Source organism: Saccharopolyspora sp. NPDC049426, from assembly GCF_040676935.1.
Taxonomy (GTDB): domain Bacteria; phylum Actinomycetota; class Actinomycetes; order Mycobacteriales; family Pseudonocardiaceae; genus Saccharopolyspora.
In genome coordinates this window covers 135,147-155,898 of sequence record NZ_JBFAPZ010000016.1, presented here as the reverse complement: position 1 = coordinate 155,898, position 20,752 = coordinate 135,147, and the positions used below count along the sequence as shown (strand labels likewise).

The 20,752-nt window shown below is 69.3% G+C and carries 17 protein-coding genes; 11 read left to right on the top strand and 6 right to left on the bottom strand.

The window, feature by feature from the left end:
- Positions 1-4 precede the first annotated feature (4 nt).
- Together AB0J78_RS28880 and AB0J78_RS28875 are read right to left on the bottom strand one after the other, a co-directional pair.
- On the bottom strand, positions 5-1,141 hold the full coding sequence (locus AB0J78_RS28880; protein WP_363794417.1) for an FAD-binding oxidoreductase: 1,137 nt from the start codon (positions 1,139-1,141) through the stop codon (positions 5-7).
- A complete protein-coding gene (locus AB0J78_RS28875) occupies positions 1,141-2,721 on the bottom strand; it encodes an aldehyde dehydrogenase family protein (protein WP_363794415.1) in 1,581 nt (526 codons plus the stop codon). The genes AB0J78_RS28880 and AB0J78_RS28875 overlap by 1 nt, the downstream gene beginning before the upstream one ends.
- A gap of 154 nt (positions 2,722-2,875) precedes the next feature.
- Here AB0J78_RS28875 and AB0J78_RS28870 point away from each other — a divergent pair, with 154 nt between their 5' ends.
- The 6 genes from AB0J78_RS28870 (at position 2,876) to AB0J78_RS28845 (ending at position 6,863) form a co-directional block, all read left to right on the top strand.
- Positions 2,876-3,814 carry an ornithine cyclodeaminase family protein gene (locus AB0J78_RS28870; RefSeq protein ID WP_363794413.1) on the top strand — a complete coding sequence of 313 codons (939 nt, stop codon included), beginning with the start codon at positions 2,876-2,878 and terminating at the stop codon, positions 3,812-3,814.
- A 100-nt stretch (positions 3,815-3,914) separates the two neighbouring features.
- On the top strand, positions 3,915-4,115 hold the full coding sequence (locus tag AB0J78_RS28865; RefSeq protein ID WP_363794411.1) for a hypothetical protein: 201 nt from the start codon (positions 3,915-3,917) through the stop codon (positions 4,113-4,115).
- Positions 4,112-4,621: a DUF6879 family protein gene (locus tag AB0J78_RS28860; protein WP_363794409.1), complete on the top strand. Its 510-nt coding sequence runs from the start codon at positions 4,112-4,114 to the stop codon at positions 4,619-4,621. Before AB0J78_RS28865 ends, AB0J78_RS28860 begins: the two co-directional genes overlap by 4 nt.
- The gene (locus tag AB0J78_RS28855; protein ID WP_363794407.1) at positions 4,608-5,462 is read left to right on the top strand and encodes a helix-turn-helix transcriptional regulator; all 855 of its coding nucleotides are present in this window, start codon (positions 4,608-4,610) and stop codon (positions 5,460-5,462) included. Before AB0J78_RS28860 ends, AB0J78_RS28855 begins: the two co-directional genes overlap by 14 nt.
- Before the next feature lie 143 nt (positions 5,463-5,605).
- A complete protein-coding gene (locus AB0J78_RS28850; RefSeq protein WP_363794405.1) occupies positions 5,606-5,740 on the top strand; it encodes a hypothetical protein in 135 nt (44 codons plus the stop codon).
- A gap of 292 nt (positions 5,741-6,032) precedes the next feature.
- A complete protein-coding gene (locus tag AB0J78_RS28845; protein ID WP_363794403.1) occupies positions 6,033-6,863 on the top strand; it encodes a serine hydrolase in 831 nt (276 codons plus the stop codon).
- On the opposite strand, the gene AB0J78_RS28840 is transcribed toward AB0J78_RS28845, so the two are convergent.
- The 3 genes from AB0J78_RS28840 to AB0J78_RS28830 all read right to left on the bottom strand — a co-directional run bounded on the left by AB0J78_RS28840 (position 6,824) and on the right by AB0J78_RS28830 (position 11,739).
- Positions 6,824-9,004 (bottom strand): germacradienol/geosmin synthase, encoded by a 2,181-nt coding sequence (locus AB0J78_RS28840; RefSeq protein ID WP_363794401.1) that lies wholly within the window; start codon positions 9,002-9,004, stop codon positions 6,824-6,826. The two genes, AB0J78_RS28845 and AB0J78_RS28840, sit on opposite strands and share 40 nt — an antisense overlap.
- A 131-nt stretch (positions 9,005-9,135) precedes the next feature.
- Positions 9,136-10,734, bottom strand: a complete 1,599-nt coding sequence (locus tag AB0J78_RS28835; RefSeq protein ID WP_363794399.1) for an amidohydrolase — start codon at positions 10,732-10,734, stop codon at positions 9,136-9,138.
- A 183-nt stretch (positions 10,735-10,917) separates the two neighbouring features.
- The gene (locus AB0J78_RS28830) at positions 10,918-11,739 is read right to left on the bottom strand and encodes a hypothetical protein (protein WP_363794397.1); all 822 of its coding nucleotides are present in this window, start codon (positions 11,737-11,739) and stop codon (positions 10,918-10,920) included.
- Positions 11,740-12,247: 508 nt separating this feature from the next.
- Between AB0J78_RS28830 and AB0J78_RS28825 the strand changes: the two genes are divergently transcribed.
- From AB0J78_RS28825 to AB0J78_RS28815, 3 genes are all read left to right on the top strand, one after another.
- On the top strand, positions 12,248-13,441 hold the full coding sequence (locus tag AB0J78_RS28825) for a Glu/Leu/Phe/Val dehydrogenase dimerization domain-containing protein (RefSeq protein WP_363794395.1): 1,194 nt from the start codon (positions 12,248-12,250) through the stop codon (positions 13,439-13,441).
- Positions 13,442-13,750: 309 nt separating this feature from the next.
- A complete protein-coding gene (locus AB0J78_RS28820; protein ID WP_145739725.1) occupies positions 13,751-13,954 on the top strand; it encodes a cold-shock protein in 204 nt (67 codons plus the stop codon).
- Positions 13,955-14,119: 165 nt separating this feature from the next.
- A complete protein-coding gene (locus AB0J78_RS28815; protein WP_363794393.1) occupies positions 14,120-15,058 on the top strand; it encodes an NAD(P)-dependent oxidoreductase in 939 nt (312 codons plus the stop codon).
- A gap of 81 nt (positions 15,059-15,139) precedes the next feature.
- Here the strand turns inward: AB0J78_RS28815 and AB0J78_RS28810 are convergent, their stop codons facing one another.
- Positions 15,140-18,022 (bottom strand): FAD-linked oxidase C-terminal domain-containing protein, encoded by a 2,883-nt coding sequence (locus tag AB0J78_RS28810; protein ID WP_363794391.1) that lies wholly within the window; start codon positions 18,020-18,022, stop codon positions 15,140-15,142.
- Positions 18,023-18,191: 169 nt separating this feature from the next.
- Here AB0J78_RS28810 and AB0J78_RS28805 point away from each other — a divergent pair, with 169 nt between their 5' ends.
- Together AB0J78_RS28805 and AB0J78_RS28800 are read left to right on the top strand one after the other, a co-directional pair.
- Positions 18,192-19,382, top strand: coding sequence for an aminotransferase class V-fold PLP-dependent enzyme (locus AB0J78_RS28805; protein ID WP_363794389.1), 1,191 nt, complete (start codon positions 18,192-18,194; stop codon positions 19,380-19,382).
- Positions 19,383-19,384: 2 nt separating this feature from the next.
- Positions 19,385-20,650 carry an SLC13 family permease gene (locus AB0J78_RS28800; protein ID WP_363794387.1) on the top strand — a complete coding sequence of 422 codons (1,266 nt, stop codon included), beginning with the start codon at positions 19,385-19,387 and terminating at the stop codon, positions 20,648-20,650.
- Positions 20,651-20,752: the final 102 nt, after the last annotated feature.

The following is a 20,752-nucleotide window of genomic DNA, read 5'->3' as shown; positions in this document are numbered from 1 at the left end:
CTTCCTACACGCAGTTGTGCTCGGGCCGGACCTCGGCGCCGTCGAATCGGCGCACGTCGAGACCGGAGACGTCGATGGGCGGTGTGCGTCCCAGGACCAGGTCCCGCATCACCTCGCCGATCGCCGGGCTCTGCAGGAAGCCGTGCCCGGAGAAGCCGGTCGCGTAGAAGAACCGGCCGACGTTGCCGACCAGCGCGTTGTGGTCCGGAGTGACCTCGTAGAGCCCGGCCCAGCCGTGCGCCACGCCGGCGTCGGCCACCCGGGGTGCCCGTCGCGCGACGGCCTCGCTGAGCCGCCCCAGCCAGCGGTCGTCGGTGCCCAGCCGGAACCCGAACTCCTCGTCGGGATCCGACATGCCCACCAGCAGGCCGGGGCCTTCTTCGTGGAAGTAGAAGCTCGTGGCGAAGTCGATGGTGAACGGCAGCCGAGGCGGCAGGTCCGGCATCGGCTCGGTGACCAGGATCTGCCTGCGCAGCGGCTGCACCGGCAGCTCGACACCGGCGAGCTCACCGACCGCCGCGGACCACGCCCCGGCCGCGCACACCACCGTCGAGGTGCGCACGGTTCCGGCGTCGGTGCGCACAGCGCTGATCTCCCCGCCGCGGGTGTCGACGCCGGTGACCTCGACGCCGCGCCGCAGCACCGCGCCGTGCTCGCGGGCCGCCCGCGCGTAACCCTGGACGACGCCTTCGGGAGTGCAGTGCCCGTCGGTGGGGGAGAAGGCCGCCGCCAGCAACCCCTCGGGCGAGACCAGCGGAGACAGCTCGCACGCCTGCTGCACCGTCAGCATGCGGCTCGGCACGCCCAGCGAGTTCTGCAGCGCCACGCCACCTTCGAAGGCGGCGACATCAGCGGGATCCGACAGCAGGAACAGGTACCCCTGCTGCTTGAGGTCGATGTCGCCGCCCGGCCGTCGTGCGAAGTCCTCGAAGGCCCGCAGGCTGCGCTGCCCGAGCTCGATGTTGACGGGATCGGAGAACTGCGCCCGGACACCTCCGGCCGCCTTGCTGGTGCTGCCCGAACCGAGTTCGCCGCGTTCCAGCAACAGCACGTCCGCGCCGGCTTCGGCGAGGTGGAAGGCGGTGCTGACACCCACCGCCCCGCCGCCGACGACCACCACCTCCGCTGCGGCCGGGAGCACTAGTTGCCGCCCAATTCCGGCGGCAGTCGGAAGTCCATCTCAGGTTCAACGGTGTCGACGTCCATCTGGGCCTTCTGCAGCTTGCCGGAGAAGTCCCAGTTCAACGACTGCCACCGGGTGAACTGGTCGAGCACCCAGATGCCCGACTGGCGGCTTCCGTTGCCGGACTTGCCGTTCCCGCCGAACGGCAAGTGCGCCTCGGCCCCGGACGTCGAGTTGTTCACGCTGACCATGCCCGCCCCGATGCCCTGCCGGAACCGGAACGCCTTGGCCGGGTCGGTGGTGTAGATCGCCGCCGAAAGCCCGTACCCGGGCGCGTTGCCGAGCTCGATCGCCTCGTCGAGGCTCTCGTAGGGGGTGACGCCGACGATCGGCCCGAAGGTCTCGTGGCGGAAGATGTGGTCGTCGGTGCGCATCCCGTCCACCAGAACCGGGTGGTAGTACAGGCCCGCGCCCGCATCGCCGTGAAAACCCCTGCGCGGCTTGTCGTTGGTGATGCGTCCGACCGAGTCCGAGCCGAGCGGCGTGTGGTGCGGCTGCAGGGTGTCGAGGATGGATTCGAAGTTGTCGGCGAACTTCTGGTCCAGCATCGGACCGTAGAGCACGTCCCCACCGGGCTCGCCCACGGTGGCCGCGCGCAGCGCCGCGTCCAGTCGCGAGGTGAACTCGTCCTTGATGTCGCGGTGCACGATGAGGTTGCCCAGCGAGGTGCAGCGCTGACCGGCGGTGCCCCAGCCGGAGAACAGCGCGCCCTCCACGGCCAGGTCCAGGTCGGCGTCCTCGGTGACGATCATCGGGTTCTTGCCGCCCAGCTCCAGGCACGGGTTCTGCAGGTGACGGCCGCACAGCTCGCCGACCCGGGTGCCGACCGCGCTGGACCCGGTGAAGCCGACCTTGTTGACCGTGCCCGCTTGCAGCGAGGCCTCCAGGCCCTTGAAGGTCGCTTCGCCGTCGGTGTAGACGAGGTTGAGCACGCCCTTGGGCACGCCCGCCTTCCACGCGAGCTCGGCCACCGCGCGAGCCGCCCCGGCGGCGTACTCGGCCGGCTTCCACACCACCGCGTTGCCGCACAGCAGGGCCGGGACGAGGTACCAGGACGGCACCGCCACCGGGAAGTTGCCCGCGGTGATCACCACGGCGACCCCGACCGGCACGCGGAAGGTGAACAGCTGCTTGTCCGGCATCTCCGAGGGCACCGTCTGCCCGTAGAGCCTGCGGCCCTCGCCGAGGAAGAAGTCGCAGGTGTCGACGATCTCCTGCACCTCGCCGAGCGCTTCGGCGTAGGGCTTGCCGATCTCGCGAGTCACCAGCCGGGCCAGCGATTCCTTGTTGGCCTCGACCAGCCGTCCCAGGCCCGCGATGACGCGGCCGCGCACCGGGGCGGGGACCTGCGCCCACTCCTTCTGGGCGCGGTGGGCCTGCTCGGTCGCGGCCACCAGCGTCTCGGGGGTGCCCAGCGCGACCTTGGCGACGACGTCGTCGAGGTTCGCGGGGTTCTTCGAGAGGTACTCGCCTCCGCCGTCGATCACCTCCGGGGCGTCCGGACCGATCACGGAGCTCAACGTCGCCTGCACCGACATGCACCTCTTCCTGCTCGGGACCACGCTGAGATCACCGTAGAACGACGGAGCTCGCTCTGTTGAGAATCAGAAGAGTGATTTCTTGTCGCGCTGAGACCCAGCGTCGCTGGGGCTGCCTTCCGGTGGGCGAACGGATGTGCCAACGTCGGTGCGCATGGACCTCCTCAGCGACGCCGACGTGGCCGCCTCCCTCGACTACGACGCGGCGATCGCCTCGCAACGCCTGGCCTTCGAATCCCTGGGCCGGGGAGAGGCACAACAAGCTGCGAAGACAGCGATCCGCACGGGTGAGGACACGGTCCTGTCCTACTTGAGCCGGATCTCGCCCCGGCACGGCCCGGTCGCCAAGCTCGTCTCGGTCAACCCCGGCAACGCCGATCGCGGCCTGGCGTCGATCAACGCCACGGTCCTGGTGCTCGATGCCGAGACCGGCGCGCTCACCGCGACGATGTCCGGCACGACCCTCACCGAGATCCGCACCGCCGCAGGCAGCGCGGTCGCCCTCGACGCCCTGGCGCCCGCCGACGCGGACGTGCTGGCGGTGATCGGCTCCGGCGTCCAGGCCCGCGCGCACGTCCGGGCCCTCTCCCGCGTCCGCGCGCTCACCGAGGTCCGGATCCACAGCCGCGACGCGGCCCGGCGCGAGTCGACGGCCGTTGAGCTCGCCGCCGAGCTCGAACTCGACGTCCGCGCGGTCGGCACCCCGGCGGACGCGGTACGCGATGCGGCGATGGTCGTCGCCTGCACCCTCAGCCCTGACCCCGTCGTCCCGACCGCCGACCTCGCCCCGGGCGCCACGGTGGTCAGCGTCGGGAGCTTCGAGCCCCACCGGCGAGAGGTCGACCGCGACCTCCTGCGCACAGCGGACGCGATCGTCGTCGACGACGTCGACACGGCCGCCCACCACGCAGGTCCGATCATGACCGCACTCGAAACCGGCGACCTCGACCGGGACGGCCTGACCCCGCTCGGCGCGATCCTCACCGCCCAAGCCCCGGGCCGAAAGTCCGCCGAGGACCGCATCTTCTACAACAGCGTTGGAATCGGAGTCCAGGACGCAGCAGCAGCCCTCGCAGTCCTGGGCCTGCTCTGAAGCGTCCCGTGTTGCTCATGCGGGTGATGGGTTACCCAACATCGTGCATAAAGCTGTCTGGAGCTTGATCGACCGCTTCGGCTCGACGAATCATGGAGCCATGAAGCTATCCAAGGTGTCAGGGTGTGAGAATGACAACTGTCCTGCTGTGTACGTCTCGGATGCGGGAACGGCAGTGGTGCAGGGGTTTCCGGTGCACATGGCTGATGGCCTCGTGCTCGGGAAGGGAGAGGCCGCCGTCGAACTGCCTCCGGAAATCGTCCTCGCGTCGGTTGAAGCACTCCAAGGAGCCAAGAAATGATCCTTTCCGACCTGCTGCAAAGCTTTGAGGACTGCGAACGCACCGCATGGCGGTTCGAGTGCCAGCCGTCCTATGCAATTCCCAGGGAGAACACTGGCTTCGCCCTCTGGAAGGCGGGGGAACCCAAACCCGAGGACCACAACTCTGCGTGGCACGAGCGCGTCCGGGGCTACCTTGGAGCTGGGAAGACCCTTGGTCGCGTCCGCGTGGTGCGCCGTCCTCTGACCGTCTACCAGCAGTACCAACTCGACTGGGGAATCCCCGGCAACATCGAGGCGGGGGAAGACATCCGCATCCTCGACATGACTGAGCTCGACCTGGACCTGCCGAACCAGGACTTCTGGCTCTTCGATGACGAGACGGTCGTCCATCTCAACTTTGAAGCAGACGGCACAATGATCAACGTGGAACAGCTGGAAGATCCAGACCTGCTGCAGTACCGGAAGTGGCGGGATACGGCACTTGCTCACGCAATGCCGTTCAGAGAGTTTGATGCTCGAACCTGACGATGAGCGGCGTGGTCGCAGGGATCTGGCGGACACGCTGAAGCAGCTACGGAAGGCAGCCGGCCTCTCGGGGGAGAGGCTGGCCGCTCGTGCTGCGATGTCTCAGTCCAAAATCAGTCGGATTGAATCCGGCAGGTCGTTACCCAGCGTCTCCGACGTCGAGCGGATCATGAAGGCGCTGGACGTGCCACCGGACGCTCAGCAGGACATCCTGACTGTCGCCAGGGCTGCCAACGTTGATTATGTCTCGGTGCGCGCGTCAGCCCGCAAAGGCATCTGGCGGCGTCAGGCTGAAATCAAGGCGCTTTGCCAGTCATCGACGTCGGTACGGCATTTCCTGCCCATCATCCCTTCTGGGCTTATCCAGACAGCCGAATACGCTCGTGCAGCACTGACCCCAGTCATCGAAGGCAACCCCGCGCGTGACATCGACCGCGCGGTGAGGACCCGGTTGGATGCTCAGAGTGTGCTGGATGACGAATCCAGGCAGTTTCACTTCCTGCTGACCGAGCAAGCGATCAGGATCAAGCGCGCCCCGTCGGCGGTCATGGTCGAGCAGCTCAGGCACCTGGGCGAGGTATCGCGCCGGCCGAACGTCGACCTGGCGATCGTTCCCAGCTCAGAGCTGGTTGGCGCCAGCCCGCTGAACATCTTCGTGGTTTACGACGAGCGTTTGGTGACCGTTGAAATCTTCTCCGGAAGCGTGGCGCTTCGGGACTACCGCGATATTTCGTATCACTTGAACGTGTTCGACTACTTTCGGGAGCGAGCCGCTTCGGAAAATGATGCTCGGCGGCTTCTGAATTCGGTGGCCGACGAGTTTATGCGAGGTCCTGACTAGAACTGGAATTGCGGTCTCCGCTGCGTTTAATTTCGCGTCATGGTGGTGTTGAACGAGGGGCGGCGCGATGCCGAACAGCCCCCGAAGTCGCCGGTTCGATGCAAAACGCAGGAGCGCACAACGGTTCTCGTCGACGGTCGCAAATGGCTGGTGTGCCGGTCGGTGGACCGGCCTGCTTCCGGGTCGTCGCGGACATGGATCAGATCGCGAAGGACGCCGTCGACTTCCACGCGGAGAACCACTTCCTCGCGTGCGGCTGCCCGTGCTGCGGGCGGTGAGCGGTGGCCCGCATTCCGTGCCAGTGGTTGTTCCTCGGTGGGTTCACATTCCGGTGGGGGAGAGGTGATCCGGCGATCGACGTGCTCCGAGGCGATACGGGACCCGTTCACGGAAACGGGCGGCGAGTCGCCGTGATCCCCGTCGATCAGTCCTGGAAGGACGTCCAGGACCTGCAGCAACGAGCGCGAGCTTGGTTGCGGGCGACCGCGGCGAAGCGAGCCGGGGTTCGCGAGTGAGCGCGCGCGGTGTGCTTTCCTTGGCGGGCGAGGACGGTGTCGAGGAGGTTTGCGGGTGGGCTACGCGGCGAGGTTCGAGGCAGAGCTGGCGGAGTTGGAACTCCCCGGGCGCGTGGGCATCGCGAGCTGGGACCTCCGCGAGAACGCGCCGGTGCTGCGAGGTGCCGAGGTCGAGGTGCACTCGGCCAGCACCATCAAGGTCCTGGTGATGATCACCGCGTTGCGGGCCGTCGCCGACGGGCGGCTCGACCTGGACGCGCCGGTGGAGCTGCCCGCCGAGCGGACCGGAGGGACAGGCGTCCTCTTCGAGGTCCCCAGCGTGCCCAGGGCGTCGCTGAGCGACCTGATCAACCTCATGATCGTGGTCAGCGACAACGCCGCCACGAACGCCGTCATCGACGAGGTGGGCTTCACCGCGATCGCCGCGTGCACCGCCGACCTGGGTTGCACCGGGACCCGCATCGAGCGCCACATCATGGACACCGAAGCTCCCGGCGTCCTGCGGACCACGGCGCTCGACCAGGCGCGGGTCCTGACCGCGCTCGCCGAGGGCACAGCGCTGCCGCCCGCGCTGACCGCGCACGCCCTCACCGTGCTGTCACGGCAGCAGGTCGTCGACCGGATCCCGTTGCTGCTGCCCGAGAACGCGCGCTGCTGGAACAAGACCGGCGAGATCAAGGGGCTGCGCCACGACGTCGCGCTGCTGAGCACCGACGACACCCCGCAGGTCGTCCTCGCCGTGCTCGTCGACCAGCTCACCGACGCGGTGTCCACCAAGGGCTACCGAGGCGGCGATGGCGTCGAGGCCATCGCCGCCGTCGGACTGGCCGCCTGGCGGGCGATGACTCAGCCCAGCACCGGATCCCACGGAGTCGAAGGCGCGTAGGGCGCGCGGAATCCGCTCAGCGGCGCGTTGTGCCGGAGTTCGGAGTCGTGGTACCGGGCCACCTTCTCGTGCCAGTTGAGGATGCCGATGAGCCAGTCCTTGAGCTCCTCGGCGTGCTGGTTCAACGCCTCCTGCGCCTCCGGTGCGACCTCCCGCTCCTCGTACAGGACGGGCAGTTCCACGTTGATGACGTGCAGGAACTGCTCCATCCGGGCGTTGAACAGCCCGTGCACGATCTCGAAGGCGCGGTCCTGGTCGCAGTCCAGGAAGTTCTGCACCACCAGGACCGCGTTGTGCACCTCGCCCTCGAACTCGATCTCCTTGCGGTAGGAGAAGACGTCGTTGATCATCGTCGCGCAGTCGATCGCCGAGTTCTCCAGGTTCTGCACCGCACGCGTCTCGTACAGCTCCGGAGGCACCACGTCACCGTGGGCGAAGCGCGCCAGGCTGATCGTCATGTCCGAACCGAAGGTGGCGCGGCGCATCTCGACGTAGTCCACCGGGTCCGGAACGTGGTTGTGCGCCTGGTTGTCCAGCTCCCACACCCAGCTGTCGATCATCACCTCCACGGCGCTGCGCAGCGACTGCCTCTCCCGGGCGTTCATCGGAGCCGTGGTGCGCCGCCACAGGTCGGCCAGGCCGCGCTCCATCATGTTCACCGGCACGATCCCCGGTTCGCCCGTGTCGGTCATGACCTGCTTCAGCCGCTCGTTCTGCGCCTTGGCGCCGGCCACGTCACGGGCGTGGCCGTAGCGCTGCGGGTAGAGGTCGTCGCCGTAGGTCCCCCACACCAGCCAGTGCGAGCCCAGGTCCAGCTCCTCCAGCGAGGCGTCCGGATCCAGCCCTGCGGCGCACAGCGGCAGGTCGTTGAACCGCACCGCCTCCTCGTCCCACACCGGTGGGGAGTCGGCGAACATCCCCATCTCCCGCGCCCACTCCACCGCGTGCTCCCGGGAGGCGTCCAGGTGAGGGCACAACCGCAGCTCGAACGGTACCTCCAACTGGGGCTTCTGAATCGGGCCGACCGGCTGGAAGGGCACCCTCGTGAAGCTCCGAAGGCGTTGCGGCGCGGTCGAGATCAGCGACTTGGCGATGTAGGCGCCCGCGGTGCCCAGACCCGTGGGGCCACCCAGGACCGACGAGTTGCCACCGCCCTCGGGATACCGCCCCGAGGCCATGTGCCACTCGTGCCCGCCGGACTGCCAGTCCTGCAGGCCCTTGGCGTAACCCAGCACCGCCAGCCGTCCGACCGGGTCCACCGCGTGCTCGTCGAGCAGCCTCGGCACCTCCGTCAGCGCGGTGTGCTCGAACTGGTGCATCCGCGAGGTCAGCAGGTCGTTGACGGTCTCGGCGGCCTGCTGCGTGTCGCAGCCCAGGAACCGCTCGAAGACCAGGACGCCGTTGCTCAGCTCGCCCTCGTCGGCGACCTCGCGCTCGTAGGAGAAGAGGTCGTTGCGCAGGTGCACCGCGTCGGAGAACGTGTCGCGCAGGACCTTCAGCGGCCGGGTCGCGGCGAGCTCGGCCGGGACCTCCATCCCCACGGCGTGCTCGACCAGGTTCGCCGACCACGGAGCGCCGCCGACCTTGCGGCGCATCTCGATGTACTCGATGGGATTCGACAGCCGGTTCTCGCTGATGTTGTGCAGCTCCCACAGGGACTCGTCCAGCAGCGCCTTCGTGCTCTCGGCGAACCGGCGCCGCCAGTCGGCGCTCATCGACGGCACCGTGCGGCGCCACAGATCCGCCAGCCCGGCCTCCACGGGGTTGGTCGGCTGCTCGGTGATCGGTCCCTCGACCGGCATGAAAGCCCGCAGCCGGTCGAGGTGTTCGCGGGCGGCGGTGAGGTCCGGGTCGCGCTTGTAGAGCTCGACGAAGTGGTCGTCGAAGTAGAACACCCACACGTACCAGTCGGTGACCAGGTCGAGCTCGTCACCGTCGCAGTCGGGGTGGGTGTAGGCGCACAGCAGCGCGTAGTCGTCGCGGTCCAGATCCGCCTCGGACCAGATCTCCTTGCCCTGCTGCGGGACGTCGATCATCTGCATGCTGCGGGCCCACACCTTGGTGTGCTCGCGGGCTCGCTGCAGGTTCGGGTTCAAGCGGGCGGGGTAGGACAGGTAGAACTCGGGCAGTCGGAACGACATGGGTCAGCGGCCTCCCAGAGGTGTGCACCGTCGCCAGCTGACGGAACCAGTCACCCGCGCCCTCGCCAATGCCTCACCGGAGTTGGCACACGATCGGGACACGACATCGCCCGCCCGGCCCAGCGGCGAGATCACTGCTGGTGCACGAACTCCCCGTCGACGACTGTCAGATCCACTCCGCACCCGGCGATCTCCTCCGGCGGCAGGGTGAACGGGTCGGCGTCCAGCACCACCAGATCGGCCGCCTTGCCGACCTCGACGGAACCGGTGTGCTGCTCGACGTGGTTCACCCAGGCGCTGCCGACCGTGTAGGCCGCGAGGGCGTCGACGAGGTCCAGCGCCTCGTCCGGGCCCAGCGGTTCGTCCGAACCGCTCTCCCGGCGGTTGACCGCCACGTGCACGCCCAGCATCGGATCGGCCTCCGACACCGGCCAGTCGCTGCCGGCCGCCAGCACCACCCCCGCCGCGCGCAGCGAGCGGAAGGGGTACTGCCAGGACGCCCGGGTGTGCCCGAGCTTGGGGACCGTCAGCTCGGTCATCGCCGCGTCGTTGACCGCCCAGCGGGGCTGGATCGTCGCCGCCACCCCGAGCTCCCGGAACCGCGCGATGTCACCCGGATGCACCACCTGCGCGTGGGCGATCTGGTGGCGGAGCTCGGGTCCGCTCCCGCGCACGGAGTCCAGGGCGTCGCGCACCGCGCGGTCGCCGACGGCGTGGAAGTGCAGCTGGAAGCCCTCAGCGGTCAGCTGCGGCACCAGCTCCGCCAGCTCCTCCGGGGACACGAAGGACAACCCCCGGCCGGCGGGACCCAGGTAGGGCAGCCGCAAGGCGGCGGTGGCGTTCTCGCACACCCCGTCCTGCATGATCTTGACCGTCTCCGCGCGGAACCGCCTCCCTCGTGCCCGCTTGCGGCGTTCCAGCAGGTCCGGGATCTGCTCGACGCCGCGATCGCGGTCCCACCACAGCGCTCCGCGGACCTTGCCGGTCAGCAACCCGCGCTCGTCGGCGGCCAGGTAGGTCGACAGCAGGTCGTCGTAACCGAGGTAGCGACCGACGATGGCGTCGTGCCAGGACGTGACACCGCGCGCGTGCAGGTGGCGCTGCCCCGCCGCCAGGGCGTCGAGGTACTGCTCGGAACCGGCGGCCGGGAGCACGTGCTCCATCAAGCGAGTGGCTCCCTCGTGCAGGGTGCCGTCGGGACGCCCGGCCGGATCGCGCTCGATGCGTCCGTCCGTCGGATCGGGCGTGTGCCGGTCGATGCCGGCCAGCCGCAGCGCCACCGAGTTCACCCACGCCCCGTGGTGGTCGCGGTTGACCAGGTAGGCGGGCCGGTCGCCGGTCACCGAGTCCAGCGCTCGCCGGGTCGGCGTCCCGCCCGGGAACTGGGCCATGTCCCAGCCGCCGCCGAGCAGCCACGGCGAGTCCGGGAACTCGGTGAGGTGCTCGGAGATCAACCGCAGGCAGTCGCCACCGTCGGTGGCCTGCGAGAGGTCGCAGCGCAACTTCAGCATGCCGCCGAACACCGGGTGCACGTGGGCGTCGTGGAAGCCCGGCAGCAGCAGACGTCCGCGCAGCTCCACGACCTCGGTGCGGGGACGGATCCGCTCGCGCACGGCCTCGCCGCCGACGGCCGCGATCCGGCCGTCGCGCACCAGCACGGCGTCGCTGAACGAGCGCGCGGCATCCATGGTGGCCACCGGGCCGCCCACGAACGCCACGTCATCAGCCATGAGCTGATTGTCGCAGGCGCCGGGCCCGCGATGACCGAGCAGTTCCGGCCACATCGACCGGCCTGAAGGGACGAAGGGGCGGGACGAACCGTCCCGCCCCTTCGGAGCGCCCGAGGCCGGCACGCGTGAGGAGTCAGGCTCTCCTACCGGCAGCGCTAGGCGAAGTGATCCCCCTGAGAGCTCCTAGCGGCGTTCTCCCGTTATCACCGACACCGCCAGCTCGCGCTGAGGTTCGGTGACCTCCGGGAGCTGGAAGCCCAGCGCCCGGATGTGGTTGAGCAGTTCGGGCTCCGGAGACACCCCGTGCAGGCGCAGGTAGTAGGCCACCGCACCCGGCCAGATCCAGCTGCCGTCGGTGTGGAAGGTCATCGGGACCGACGCGGCGCGCTGGGGGTCCAGGCGATCGTTGTCGTAGCTGCGCGCGGCCAGCACGACCGGTGCCTTCTCCAGGTACTCGGCCACCCGCTCGGCCTCCGCGCGGCCGATCTCGGGGCGCTCGGTGATCGGGTTGCCCCGGTCGTCGAAGACCTCGGCGGTGCGCAGCGACGGCCTCGGCTGCTCCTGCTGCGCGGTGCCCGCGGCCAGCCACTGCGGCGTCGCCTCCGCGGGCCGGGGGTGCCTGCGCAGCTCTTCGGCGTAGGCCGAGGGCGGGGGAGGGCTCTGCCAGTCCGGCTCGTTGTCGCCGTTGAAGTCGACCGCGTAGCTCCCGGGACGCTGCAGCCGGTAGACCGCGCTGATCCAGGTCCCCCGATCGGGTTGGTGCATGCCGGCCCGCAGCCGTCCGAACAGGTCGGAGGCCTCCGGAGGCGCGGCGAGCGGGATCGCGCTGCCGTTGGGCGCGATCAGCCGGCACACCGTCTCGACGTGATCGCCGAGCGCGCGGTACTCCGTGGTGGACTCCTGCCAGCCGGGGGGCAGCGCGCGCACGATCACCCGGCCGATCTCCTGGATCAGCTGCTGCTGCGTGGCCTCGTCCAGCGATCCCGGCGGGTCAGGTTGACTCATGACTCCCATCCTTCCAGTCGTGCAGCGTGGGCGATGCACGCCGTTCCCCCTGCTCCGAGCGGCCGATTCTTCTGGAATGACGGTTTTCGGAGCGGCGGTGAAGGCTCACGAGCGCCTTCACGCTGAAGCTTAGGACCAACGCGTCCCCGGCGGGGCCGGGTGAGTTGATCTCGTTACGCACCAACCGGATAGGGCCGTTTTACCTGCCGTCATCCACCCGTTCCGACGTCTTAACGGTTGTCCGAACCGACGATTGTTGACAATGTCACTTCCCCGGCCTTAGCTTCGAGCCAATCCGGCCAACGCGGGAGGTGCCCATGCGAACCGAGTTGAATCACCTCCCGCGTCCGGCCGGATCTGTGGATCTTCTTCCTCGAATCGGACTCTTCGAGTTAGCACATATCTGATCGGGCTATTCCGGCAACCAGGGCGGGTTATCCGCCCTATGTCGGCATAGCCCGATCGACTTACCCCACCTCGTATGCGCTCTGAAAGGAGGTTTTCGCCCATGGGACTCGTCGGCGGCGAACCGCTCATGAAGGTGACTTGGACGGATCCGGTGACGGGAAGCAATGGCTTCCTGGTCGTGCACACCCTGGTGTCGGGTCTTGCCACCGGTGGGACGCGGATGCGGGCCGGTTGCACGATGGAAGAAGTCGAGCACCTGGCGCGCGGCATGGCCCGCAAGACCGCTGTGTTCGAACTGCCCGTGGGCGGAGCCAAGGGCGGCATCGACTGCGACCCGAAGGACCCGCAGGCCAAGGGAGTGCTCCGGCGCTACCTCCAGGCGATGCGTCCGTGGCTGGACGCGCACTGGGTGACCGCCGAGGACCTGGGCGTGCCCCAGCACCTGATCGACGAGGCCTTCGAAGAGCTCGGAATGCACCAGTCCTACCACGCGGCGATCCGCCGGGCGCCGGACGCGGAGCGCACGCTGCGCCGGGTCCGGGCCGGGCTCAACGCCCCGGTGCCGGGTGGCCTGCTGCTCGGTGACGTGGTCGGCGGCTACGGCGTCGCCCAGTGCTGCCTGGGCGTGGTCCACGCCCGCGACTGGGCCGCGGAGGAGACCACCGTCGCGGTGCAGGGCGTGGGCACCATGGGCGGCGGCGCCGCCTTCTACCTGCACGAGGCTGGCCTGAAGGTGGTGGCCCTGGCCGATGCCGCCGGAACCCTCTACCACCCGGACGGCCTGGACGTCCCGGCTCTGCTGGAGATCCGCGACCGGTTCGGCGAGATCGACCGCGAGCAGGTCCCGGCCGACGTCCAGCGGCTGCCCCGCGAGGCGGTGCTCTCGCAGGAGGTCGACGTGCTGATCCCGGCGGCGGTCTCCTTCGCCATCGGCACCAACCAGGTGCCGGACGTGGCGGCGCGGGTGATCGTCGAGGCGGCCAACAACCCGGTCACGCCCGAGGCCGAGGAGATGCTGGCGACCCGCGGCATCCCGGTGATCCCGGACTTCGTGGCCAACGCCGGTGCCGCGGCCTGGGCGTGGTGGCTGCTGCTGGGCAGGGTGGACGCCGACCCGGTGCTGTCCTTCCAGGTGCTGCGCGAGGAGATGCTGGCCAAGATCCCGCTGCTGCTGGCGGCGTGGGACACCGAGGGGCACACCCCGCGCGACGCGGCGCTGATGCTGGCCGAGCGGCGCACCGAGCAGAACCGGGTCGCCGAGGAGAGCGGGCAGGCGCTGCTGAGCATCCCGTGATGGCGGGTCGTGGTCCCCGGGTCGTGAACCGGCCCGGGGACCACGACGTCCGGCGGCCGAAAAGCGCTGCGGCGGACCGGATACGGTCTCATGTTGACTGGCTGCGATCAACGTGTGACAACCCGCAACTGCGGTGCTAGCGTGACTCGTGGTTGCGGTTTTGGTCCTTGCAGTACTGGAAAGAGTGCCTGCCAGAACGCAGGCGCTTTTTTTGTGCCGTGGTCGCTCCGCGGGCTGCCGGTGATCAGCTCTGGCAACCAGGGGTCGGCGCAGTGTTGACCCTGGTCAGCAGGAACGGGAGAACAAGGAATGGCAAGCGGTACGGTCAAGTGGTTCAACGCCGAGAAGGGCTACGGGTTCATCACCCCCGACGGCGGCGGCTCTGACGTCTTCGCCCACTACTCCGCCATCGATGCCACGGGTTTCCGCACGTTGGAGGAGAACCAGCGCGTGGAGTTCGAGATCGCCCAGGGTCCCAAGGGTCCGCAGGCGGCCGGCATCCGCACGGTGTGACACTCCTCCGTCTGGACGGGTGGCGGGTCGTGACCAGCCGGCCCGCCGCTCGTCGCAGATGATCTTCCTCTCGTCGATCACCGGTGAGTTTCACCCGATGGGGCAAGGAGTTCCGGGGTAGCCTCAGGGCTCGCTGACGTTTGACCAGATGCGAGGTTCTGGGGAATGCCCCTGCGTGTGGTTGTCGCCGGTGCGACAGGTGTGATCGGGAGAGCGCTGCTGCCGCTGCTGCGGGAGCGCGGTCACCACGTGACGGCGCTGGCGCGCAGGGCTGACCGGTTGGAAGAGCTGTCCGTCGACGAGATCGCGGCGGTCGATCTCCTGGATCCCGATGCGCTGCGCATACACCTGCGCCGCGCCGCTCCCGACGTCGTGATCGACCAGAGCTCCGCCTTCGGTGCCGCCGACCCGCAGGAAGCCCTGCAGCGCACCGCGAAGCTCCGCGAACGAGGCACCAAGAACCTGATGGACGCCGCCGTGACGGCGGGTGCGCGCCGGTTCATCGCCCAGGGCATGACGGCCGCCTACCGCCCGCACGGCCACGACGTCCTGGAGGAGGACACACCGCTGTGGGTCGACGCCCCGGGGCGCTGGGGCGACCTGGTGCGGGCTCTGGCCTCTGTGGAGGAGGACCTGTTCAGCCGCTCCGGCATCGAGGGCGTGTCGCTGCGCTACGGCTCGCTGTACGGGCCGGACACCCGCTACGCGCCCGGCGGTGACGTGCACGCCCGCGTGGTCGGCAGCGAACTGCCGCTGGTCGGCGACGGGGTCGGGCTCACCTCCTTCACCCACGTGGACGACGCCGCCGGAGTGATCCTGGAGCTGCTCGAAGGGGGCGATCCGGACGCCTACAACGTGGTCGACAACGAGCCGGCCGAGTCCAGCGAGTGGCTGCCCGCCTACGCCAGGATGGCCGGTGCTCCCGCCCCAGTCACGCTGACCACGGACCAGGCGAACTCCCAGCTGGACTGGCTGACCGTGCACCAGCTCACCGAGCAGCGCGGGGCGAGCAACTTCCGGCTCCGCGAGACCCTGGGCTGGAAGCCCACCTGGCCGAGCTGGCGGGAGGGCTTCGCCTCCCTCTTCGGCCTCTGGCCCGCGTGAGCCGGTGACGGGCGGTTCTGGTCCGAACCGTCCGGACGAACAGGACGGTCCGGACCCAAACCGCCACCTGCTGGGGTCGCGTCACCCGAAGACGGCGTCGTGGAGCAGCTCGACCGGGTGCTTGGCCTCACGGCCGGTCCCGTGGGCGACCTGCTGGCGGCAGGACACCCCGGTGGCGGCCACCGCCGCATCGGCCGAACCCTCGATCGCGGCGAAGAGCCGCTGCCCGCCGATGCGCATCGACAGCTCGTAGTGCTCGGTCTCGAAACCGAACGAACCGGCCATGCCGCAACAGCCCGCGTCGAGCACGTCGACCTCGGAGAGGTGTCCCAGCAGACGCGCCGACGAGGTCGTGCCCAGCACCGCCTTCTGGTGGCAGTGGCCGTGGAACAGGACCTTCTCCGGGCCCGGTGACGGCGTGAGGGTGCCGTCGTCCAAGGCCTCCAGGAGCAGGTCCTCGACGAGGCTCGCGCTGCCGGCCACCCGCGAGTCACCCAGCAGCCTGGGGTGCTCGTCGCACAGCGTCGACACGCACGACGGCTCGCACCCCACGATCCGCACGCCCCGCTCCGCCTCCGGCGCGAGCTTGGCGACCAACTTCCCGGCCACCTTCTTCGCCTGGGGGAGAAGGCCTTTGGAGATCTGCGGACGCGCGCAGCACACCTGCGACTCGACCCGCACCCGCCAGCCCGCGTGTTCGAGGAGGCGGATCGCGGCCCGGCCGATGGCCGGTTCGGTGTGGCTGGTGAACGAGTCGGCCAGGAACACCACATCACCCCGCTCGCCCGGGGCGACTCCCGGGGCGGTCGGCGTGGCGGGACGCGACCGGTTCCAGCGCACCAGGTCGTCCCGGCGGAAACCGGGCAGCGGTCGCCTGCTGTCGATCCCGGCGATCTTCTGCATCAGGGCCCGCACCGGCTTCGGCCGGGCGAGCGCGTTGGTCAGCGGCGCGGCCATCGCGCCCAGCCGGTAGAGCAGTCGGGTGGCACCGAAGATCCGCGTCCGCAGGTCGGTCCCGTGCTGCGCGTGGTGGTGGGCCAGGGCTTCGCTCTTGAGCGTGGCCATGTCCACCGACATCGGGCATTCGTGCTGGCACGCCTTGCACTCCAGGCACAGGTCGAGCACCTCGTTGAGCCGGTCGCCGCCCAGCGCGGCCTTCGGATCGGGCTCGGAGAGCGCGAGCACGAGGGCGTTCGCCCGGCCCCGCGTGGAGTGCTCCTCGTCGCGGGTCGCCATGAACGACGGGCACATCACCCCGCCCGAGGTGTCGGGCTTGCGGCAGGCGCCGATGCGCTGGCAGCGCTCGGCCTCCCCGCGCATCCCGCCGTAGCGGGTGAAGTCGAAGTGCGTGTCCAGCGGCGCTGCCACCGGGATCGTCGGCTCGCGCAGGTTCTCGGTCATCGGCGGAGCGTCGACGATCTTGCCCGGGTTCATGATGCCGTCCGGGTCGAACAGCGCCTTGACCTCCCGCATCGCCTCGTAGACGGTGTCGCCGAAGATCTTCCGGTTGAACTCGCTGCGCGCGTACCCGTCGCCGTGCTCGCTGGAGTTCACCCCGCCGTAGGACAGCGCGAGATCGCAGACCTGCTCGGCGACCTTGCGCATGGTGGCGACCTGGTCGGGCCGGGTGAGGTCCATGAACGGGCGCACGTGCAGGCAGCCGGCCGAGGCGTGCCCGTAGAACCCGGCGCGCAGCCCGTGGTCGTCGAGGATCTCGGCGAACCGGGTCGTGTACTCGGCCAGGTGTTCCGGTGGCACAGCCGTGTCCTCGACGAACGCCACCGACCGCTCGGTGGAGTCGCCCGCGGCCATCAGCAGCCCGAGCCCGGACTTGCGCAGGGCGCGCAGCGGCGCGAGCTCGGCGTCGGTGGCGGCCAGTCGAGTCGCGTAGCCGTGCCCTTCAGCTCGCCAGGCGGCCACGAGTCCTTCGGCCGCGGCGCGGGCCTCCTCGACGGTGTCGCCGTAGAACTCGGCGAACATCAGCGCGCGCGGATCTCCTTCCAGCGCGTCGAAGAGGTGCGCGTGCTCCGGAGAGCGGCGGGCGAGGTCGAGGATGAAGTTGTCCACCATCTCGATCCCGGCGGCACCGGTGTGCATCGCCGCGTCGGTGCCCGCGATGCACGCGGCGGTGGAGTCGAAGTGCCCGACGACCATCACGGTCGCCTTCGGCTTCGGGGTGAGACGCACCAGCGCTTCGGTGACGGTGACCAGCGTTCCCTCGGCACCGACGACGAACTTCGCCAGGTCGAACGGTCCCTCGGCGAGCCGGTCCAGCCGGTAGCCACCGGCCCGCCGCCAAAACTGCTGGGTCTGCTCGGCCAGCCCCGGCCGCGCGGAATCGACGATCTCCGGCAACCGCCGGTGGATCCGGCCCTCCAGCGTGTCCGAAGTGGACTTCGCCGCGAGCTCGGCGGCCGACAGCTCGCCCAACGACACCGGGGTGCCGTCGGAGAGCACGACTTCCAGTCCTTCGACGTGGTCGATGGTCATGCCGTAGCGGGCCGAGCGGGAACCGCAGGAGTTGTTGCCGATCATCCCGCCGAGCGTGGCGCGGTTGCTGGTGGAGGTGTCCGGCGCGAAGAACAGCCCGTGCGCTCCCGCGGCGAGGTTGAGCTCGTCCTGCACCACTCCGGGCTGCACGCGGGCGATCCCGCGTTCCGGGTCGAGCTCCAGGATCCGGTTCATGTGCTTGGAGAAGTCCAGCACCACGGCTTCGCCGACGGTCTGCCCGCAGTGGCTGGTCCCCGCGCCGCGCGGCAGCACGGCGACACCGGCCTCCCGGCACAACCGGACGGTGGTGGCGACGTCCTCGGCATGACGCGGGAAGACCACGCCGAGGGGGCGGACCCGGTACATGCTGGCGTCGGTGGAGTAGAGGTGGCGGGTGTAGTCGTCGAAGCGGACGTTGCCGTCCAGGCTCCGGGCGAGTTCGGTGGCGATCCCTGCGGTGGCGACGTTGCGCACTGGGTTTCCTTCCAGCGTTTTCCGGCCGATTTCGCGGCCGTGACCAGCTAGAACCGTTGTCAAGGGGGAAGTGAGCCACTTGACATGATCGGCTTGCTGTCTACAGAATTCAACCCACCGAGACTTGGTTTTCACATGCCGGAAGAGCGTCCTCACCGTGGAGGAACGAATGTCCGTTGCCAGCAGTCGTCACTTCCTGCAGATCCCCGGTCCGACCAACGTTCCCGACCGGGTCCTGCACGCGATCGCCAAACCCACCATCGACCACCGGGGCCCCGACTTCGCCGACCTCGCCCTGGAGGTCTTCGACAAACTCCGCGCCGTGGCGCGCACTTCCGCCGACGTCGTGATCTACCCGTCCTCGGGAACCGGGGCGTGGGAGGCCGCCCTGGTCAACACGCTCTCGCCCGGCGACGCGGTCCTGATGTGCGAGACCGGGCATTTCTCCGATCAGTGGTCCGAACTGGCCGCCACGCTCGGCCTGCGGCCCGAGACGATCCCGGGGGACTGGCGCAGCGGCGCCGACCCGGGCGTCATCGAGCAGCGGCTGCGCGCCGACTCCGAGCACCGGATCAAGGCCGTGGCCGTGGTGCACAACGAGACCTCCACCGGCGTGGTCACCGACATCGCCGCGGTGCGCGCGGCCCTCGACGCGGCCGACCACCCGGCGCTGCTGCTGGTCGACACGATCTCCTCGCTGGGCTCGGTGGACTACCGGCACGACGAGTGGGGCGTGGACGTCACCATCAGCTGCTCGCAGAAGGGCCTGATGCTGCCGCCGGGCATCGGCCTCAACGTCATCAGCGCCAAGGCGCTGCTGGCCGCGCAGTCGTCGAAGCTCACCAAGTCCTACTGGGACTGGCAGCCTCAGCTCGACGCCGGCAAGCAGGGCTACTTCCGCTACACCCCGCCCACCAACCTGCTCTTCGGCCTGCGCGAGGCCCTGTCGATGCTGCTCGACGAGGGGCTCGACGAGGTCTACGCGCGTCATGACCGGCACGCCGCGGCCACCCGCGCCGCCGTGCGCGCCTGGGGCCTGGAAGTCCTCTGCCGAGATCCCGCAACCGCACCCGGAACCGACTACAGCAGCGCGCTGACCGCCGTGCTGATGCCGCCGGACCACGACGCCGACCACCTGCGCGAGGTCGTCCTGGAGAACTTCGACACCTCGCTCGGCGCGGGACTGTCCAAAGTGGCCAAGAAGGTCTTCCGCATCGGGCACCTCGGTGCCTTCAACGACGCCACCCTGCTCGGGACCCTCGGCGTCGTCGAAGCCGGGCTCGGCCTGGCCGGTGTGCCGCACCAACCGGGTGGCGTCACCGCCGCGATCGCCGAGCTGACCGGCAGATCGGGGGACTGAGGATGTCGCCCGAACTGATCTCGATCCTGGCGCTGGTGGCCATCTTCGTCATCACCGGCGTGTTCTCGGTCAACATGGGCGCGCTCGCCTTCGCCGCCGCCTTCCTCGTCGGCACCCTCGCCGGCGGGATGAGCTCCGACGACATCCTGGCCGGATTCCCCGGCGAGATCTTCATGGTGCTCGTCGGTGTCACGTACCTGTTCGCCATCGCCCGCGCCAACGGCACCATCGACTGGCTGGTCTACCGGTCGGTGCAGCTGGTGCGCGGGAGGCTGGCGCTGGTGCCGTGGGTGATGCTCGCGGTCTCGGCGCTGCTGACCGCCATCGGCGCGGTGCCGCCCGCGGCGGTGGCCATCATCGCCCCGGTCGCGATGGGACTGGCCGCCAAGCACGGCATCAGCCCGCTGCTGATGTCGGTGATGGTCGTGCACGGCACGATGGTCGGTGGGTTCTCGCCGATCTCGGTGTTCGGCGTCATCGTCAACGGCGTCGTCGACGACAGCGGGCTGCAGGGCAGTCCGCTGTTCCTGTTCTTCGCCAGCTTCGTGCTCAACCTCGTCTTCGCCGCGGTCGCCTTCGTGCTGCTCGGGGGCCGGAAGACCGCCGAAGCCCCGGTGCCGGCCGACGCACCGGGCGCGGCGCGCGACGCCACCCTGCTGGCGAAGGTCGAGATGAGCTGGGACAAGGCGCTGACCCTGCTGGGCATCGTGACCATGGTCGTGCTGACCCTGTTCCTGGAGCTGGACATCGGGCTGGTGGCGATCACCGTCGCCGTCGTGCTCGGCGTCATCTCGCCGCAGGCGCACCGCGACGCGGTCAAGAACGTCACCTGGCCCACCGTGCTGCTGATCTGCGGTGTGCTCACCTACGTCAGCGTGCTGCAGGAGCTGGGCACGGTCGACTACGTCAGCAAGGCGGTCAGCGGCATCGGCGTCCCGCTGCTGTCGGCGTTCCTGCTCTGCCTCATCGGCGCGGTCGTGTCGGCGTTCGCCTCGTCCACCGGCCTGCTCGGCGCGCTGATCCCGCTGGCGGTGCCGCTCATGGCCGCGGGCGAGGTCGGCATCGCGGGCATGGTCGCCGGACTGGCGATCGCCTCCACGGTGGTCGACATCAGCCCGTTCTCCACCAGCGGCGCCATCATGCTCGCCAACTCCCGCGAGCCCGAGCGCGACTCCGTGTTCAAGGGCCTGGCCCTCTACGGCGGAGCCATGGTCGTCATCGCCCCGATCGTCGTCTGGCTCACCATGATCGCCCCAGGCATCAACTGACCCGCGAGGTGGAGGATTTCAGTGGAACTCGGGGACCGGATTTCAGTGGAAATCAGGGACCCGAGTTCCACTGAAATCCGTTCTGAGGAGTGCGGGAGGAGG

What these genes read in the sequence shown, in the direction of transcription:
- AB0J78_RS28875 (WP_363794415.1), bottom strand. Translation starts at nt 2,721, where the DNA reads ATGTCGGTGCAGGCGACGTTGAGCTCCGTGATCGGTCCGGACGCCCCG.
- AB0J78_RS28870 (WP_363794413.1), top strand. Translation starts at nt 2,876, where the DNA reads ATGGACCTCCTCAGCGACGCCGACGTGGCCGCCTCCCTCGACTACGAC.
- AB0J78_RS28865 (WP_363794411.1), top strand. Translation starts at nt 3,915, where the DNA reads ATGAAGCTATCCAAGGTGTCAGGGTGTGAGAATGACAACTGTCCTGCT.
- AB0J78_RS28860 (WP_363794409.1), top strand. Translation starts at nt 4,112, where the DNA reads ATGATCCTTTCCGACCTGCTGCAAAGCTTTGAGGACTGCGAACGCACC.
- AB0J78_RS28855 (WP_363794407.1), top strand. Translation starts at nt 4,608, where the DNA reads ATGCTCGAACCTGACGATGAGCGGCGTGGTCGCAGGGATCTGGCGGAC.
- AB0J78_RS28850 (WP_363794405.1), top strand. Translation starts at nt 5,606, where the DNA reads ATGGCTGGTGTGCCGGTCGGTGGACCGGCCTGCTTCCGGGTCGTCGCG.
- AB0J78_RS28840 (WP_363794401.1), bottom strand. Translation starts at nt 9,004, where the DNA reads ATGTCGTTCCGACTGCCCGAGTTCTACCTGTCCTACCCCGCCCGCTTG.
- AB0J78_RS28835 (WP_363794399.1), bottom strand. Translation starts at nt 10,734, where the DNA reads ATGGCTGATGACGTGGCGTTCGTGGGCGGCCCGGTGGCCACCATGGAT.
- AB0J78_RS28830 (WP_363794397.1), bottom strand. Translation starts at nt 11,739, where the DNA reads ATGAGTCAACCTGACCCGCCGGGATCGCTGGACGAGGCCACGCAGCAG.
- AB0J78_RS28825 (WP_363794395.1), top strand. Translation starts at nt 12,248, where the DNA reads ATGGGACTCGTCGGCGGCGAACCGCTCATGAAGGTGACTTGGACGGAT.
- AB0J78_RS28820 (WP_145739725.1), top strand. Translation starts at nt 13,751, where the DNA reads ATGGCAAGCGGTACGGTCAAGTGGTTCAACGCCGAGAAGGGCTACGGG.
- AB0J78_RS28815 (WP_363794393.1), top strand. Translation starts at nt 14,120, where the DNA reads ATGCCCCTGCGTGTGGTTGTCGCCGGTGCGACAGGTGTGATCGGGAGA.
- AB0J78_RS28805 (WP_363794389.1), top strand. Translation starts at nt 18,192, where the DNA reads ATGTCCGTTGCCAGCAGTCGTCACTTCCTGCAGATCCCCGGTCCGACC.
- AB0J78_RS28800 (WP_363794387.1), top strand. Translation starts at nt 19,385, where the DNA reads ATGTCGCCCGAACTGATCTCGATCCTGGCGCTGGTGGCCATCTTCGTC.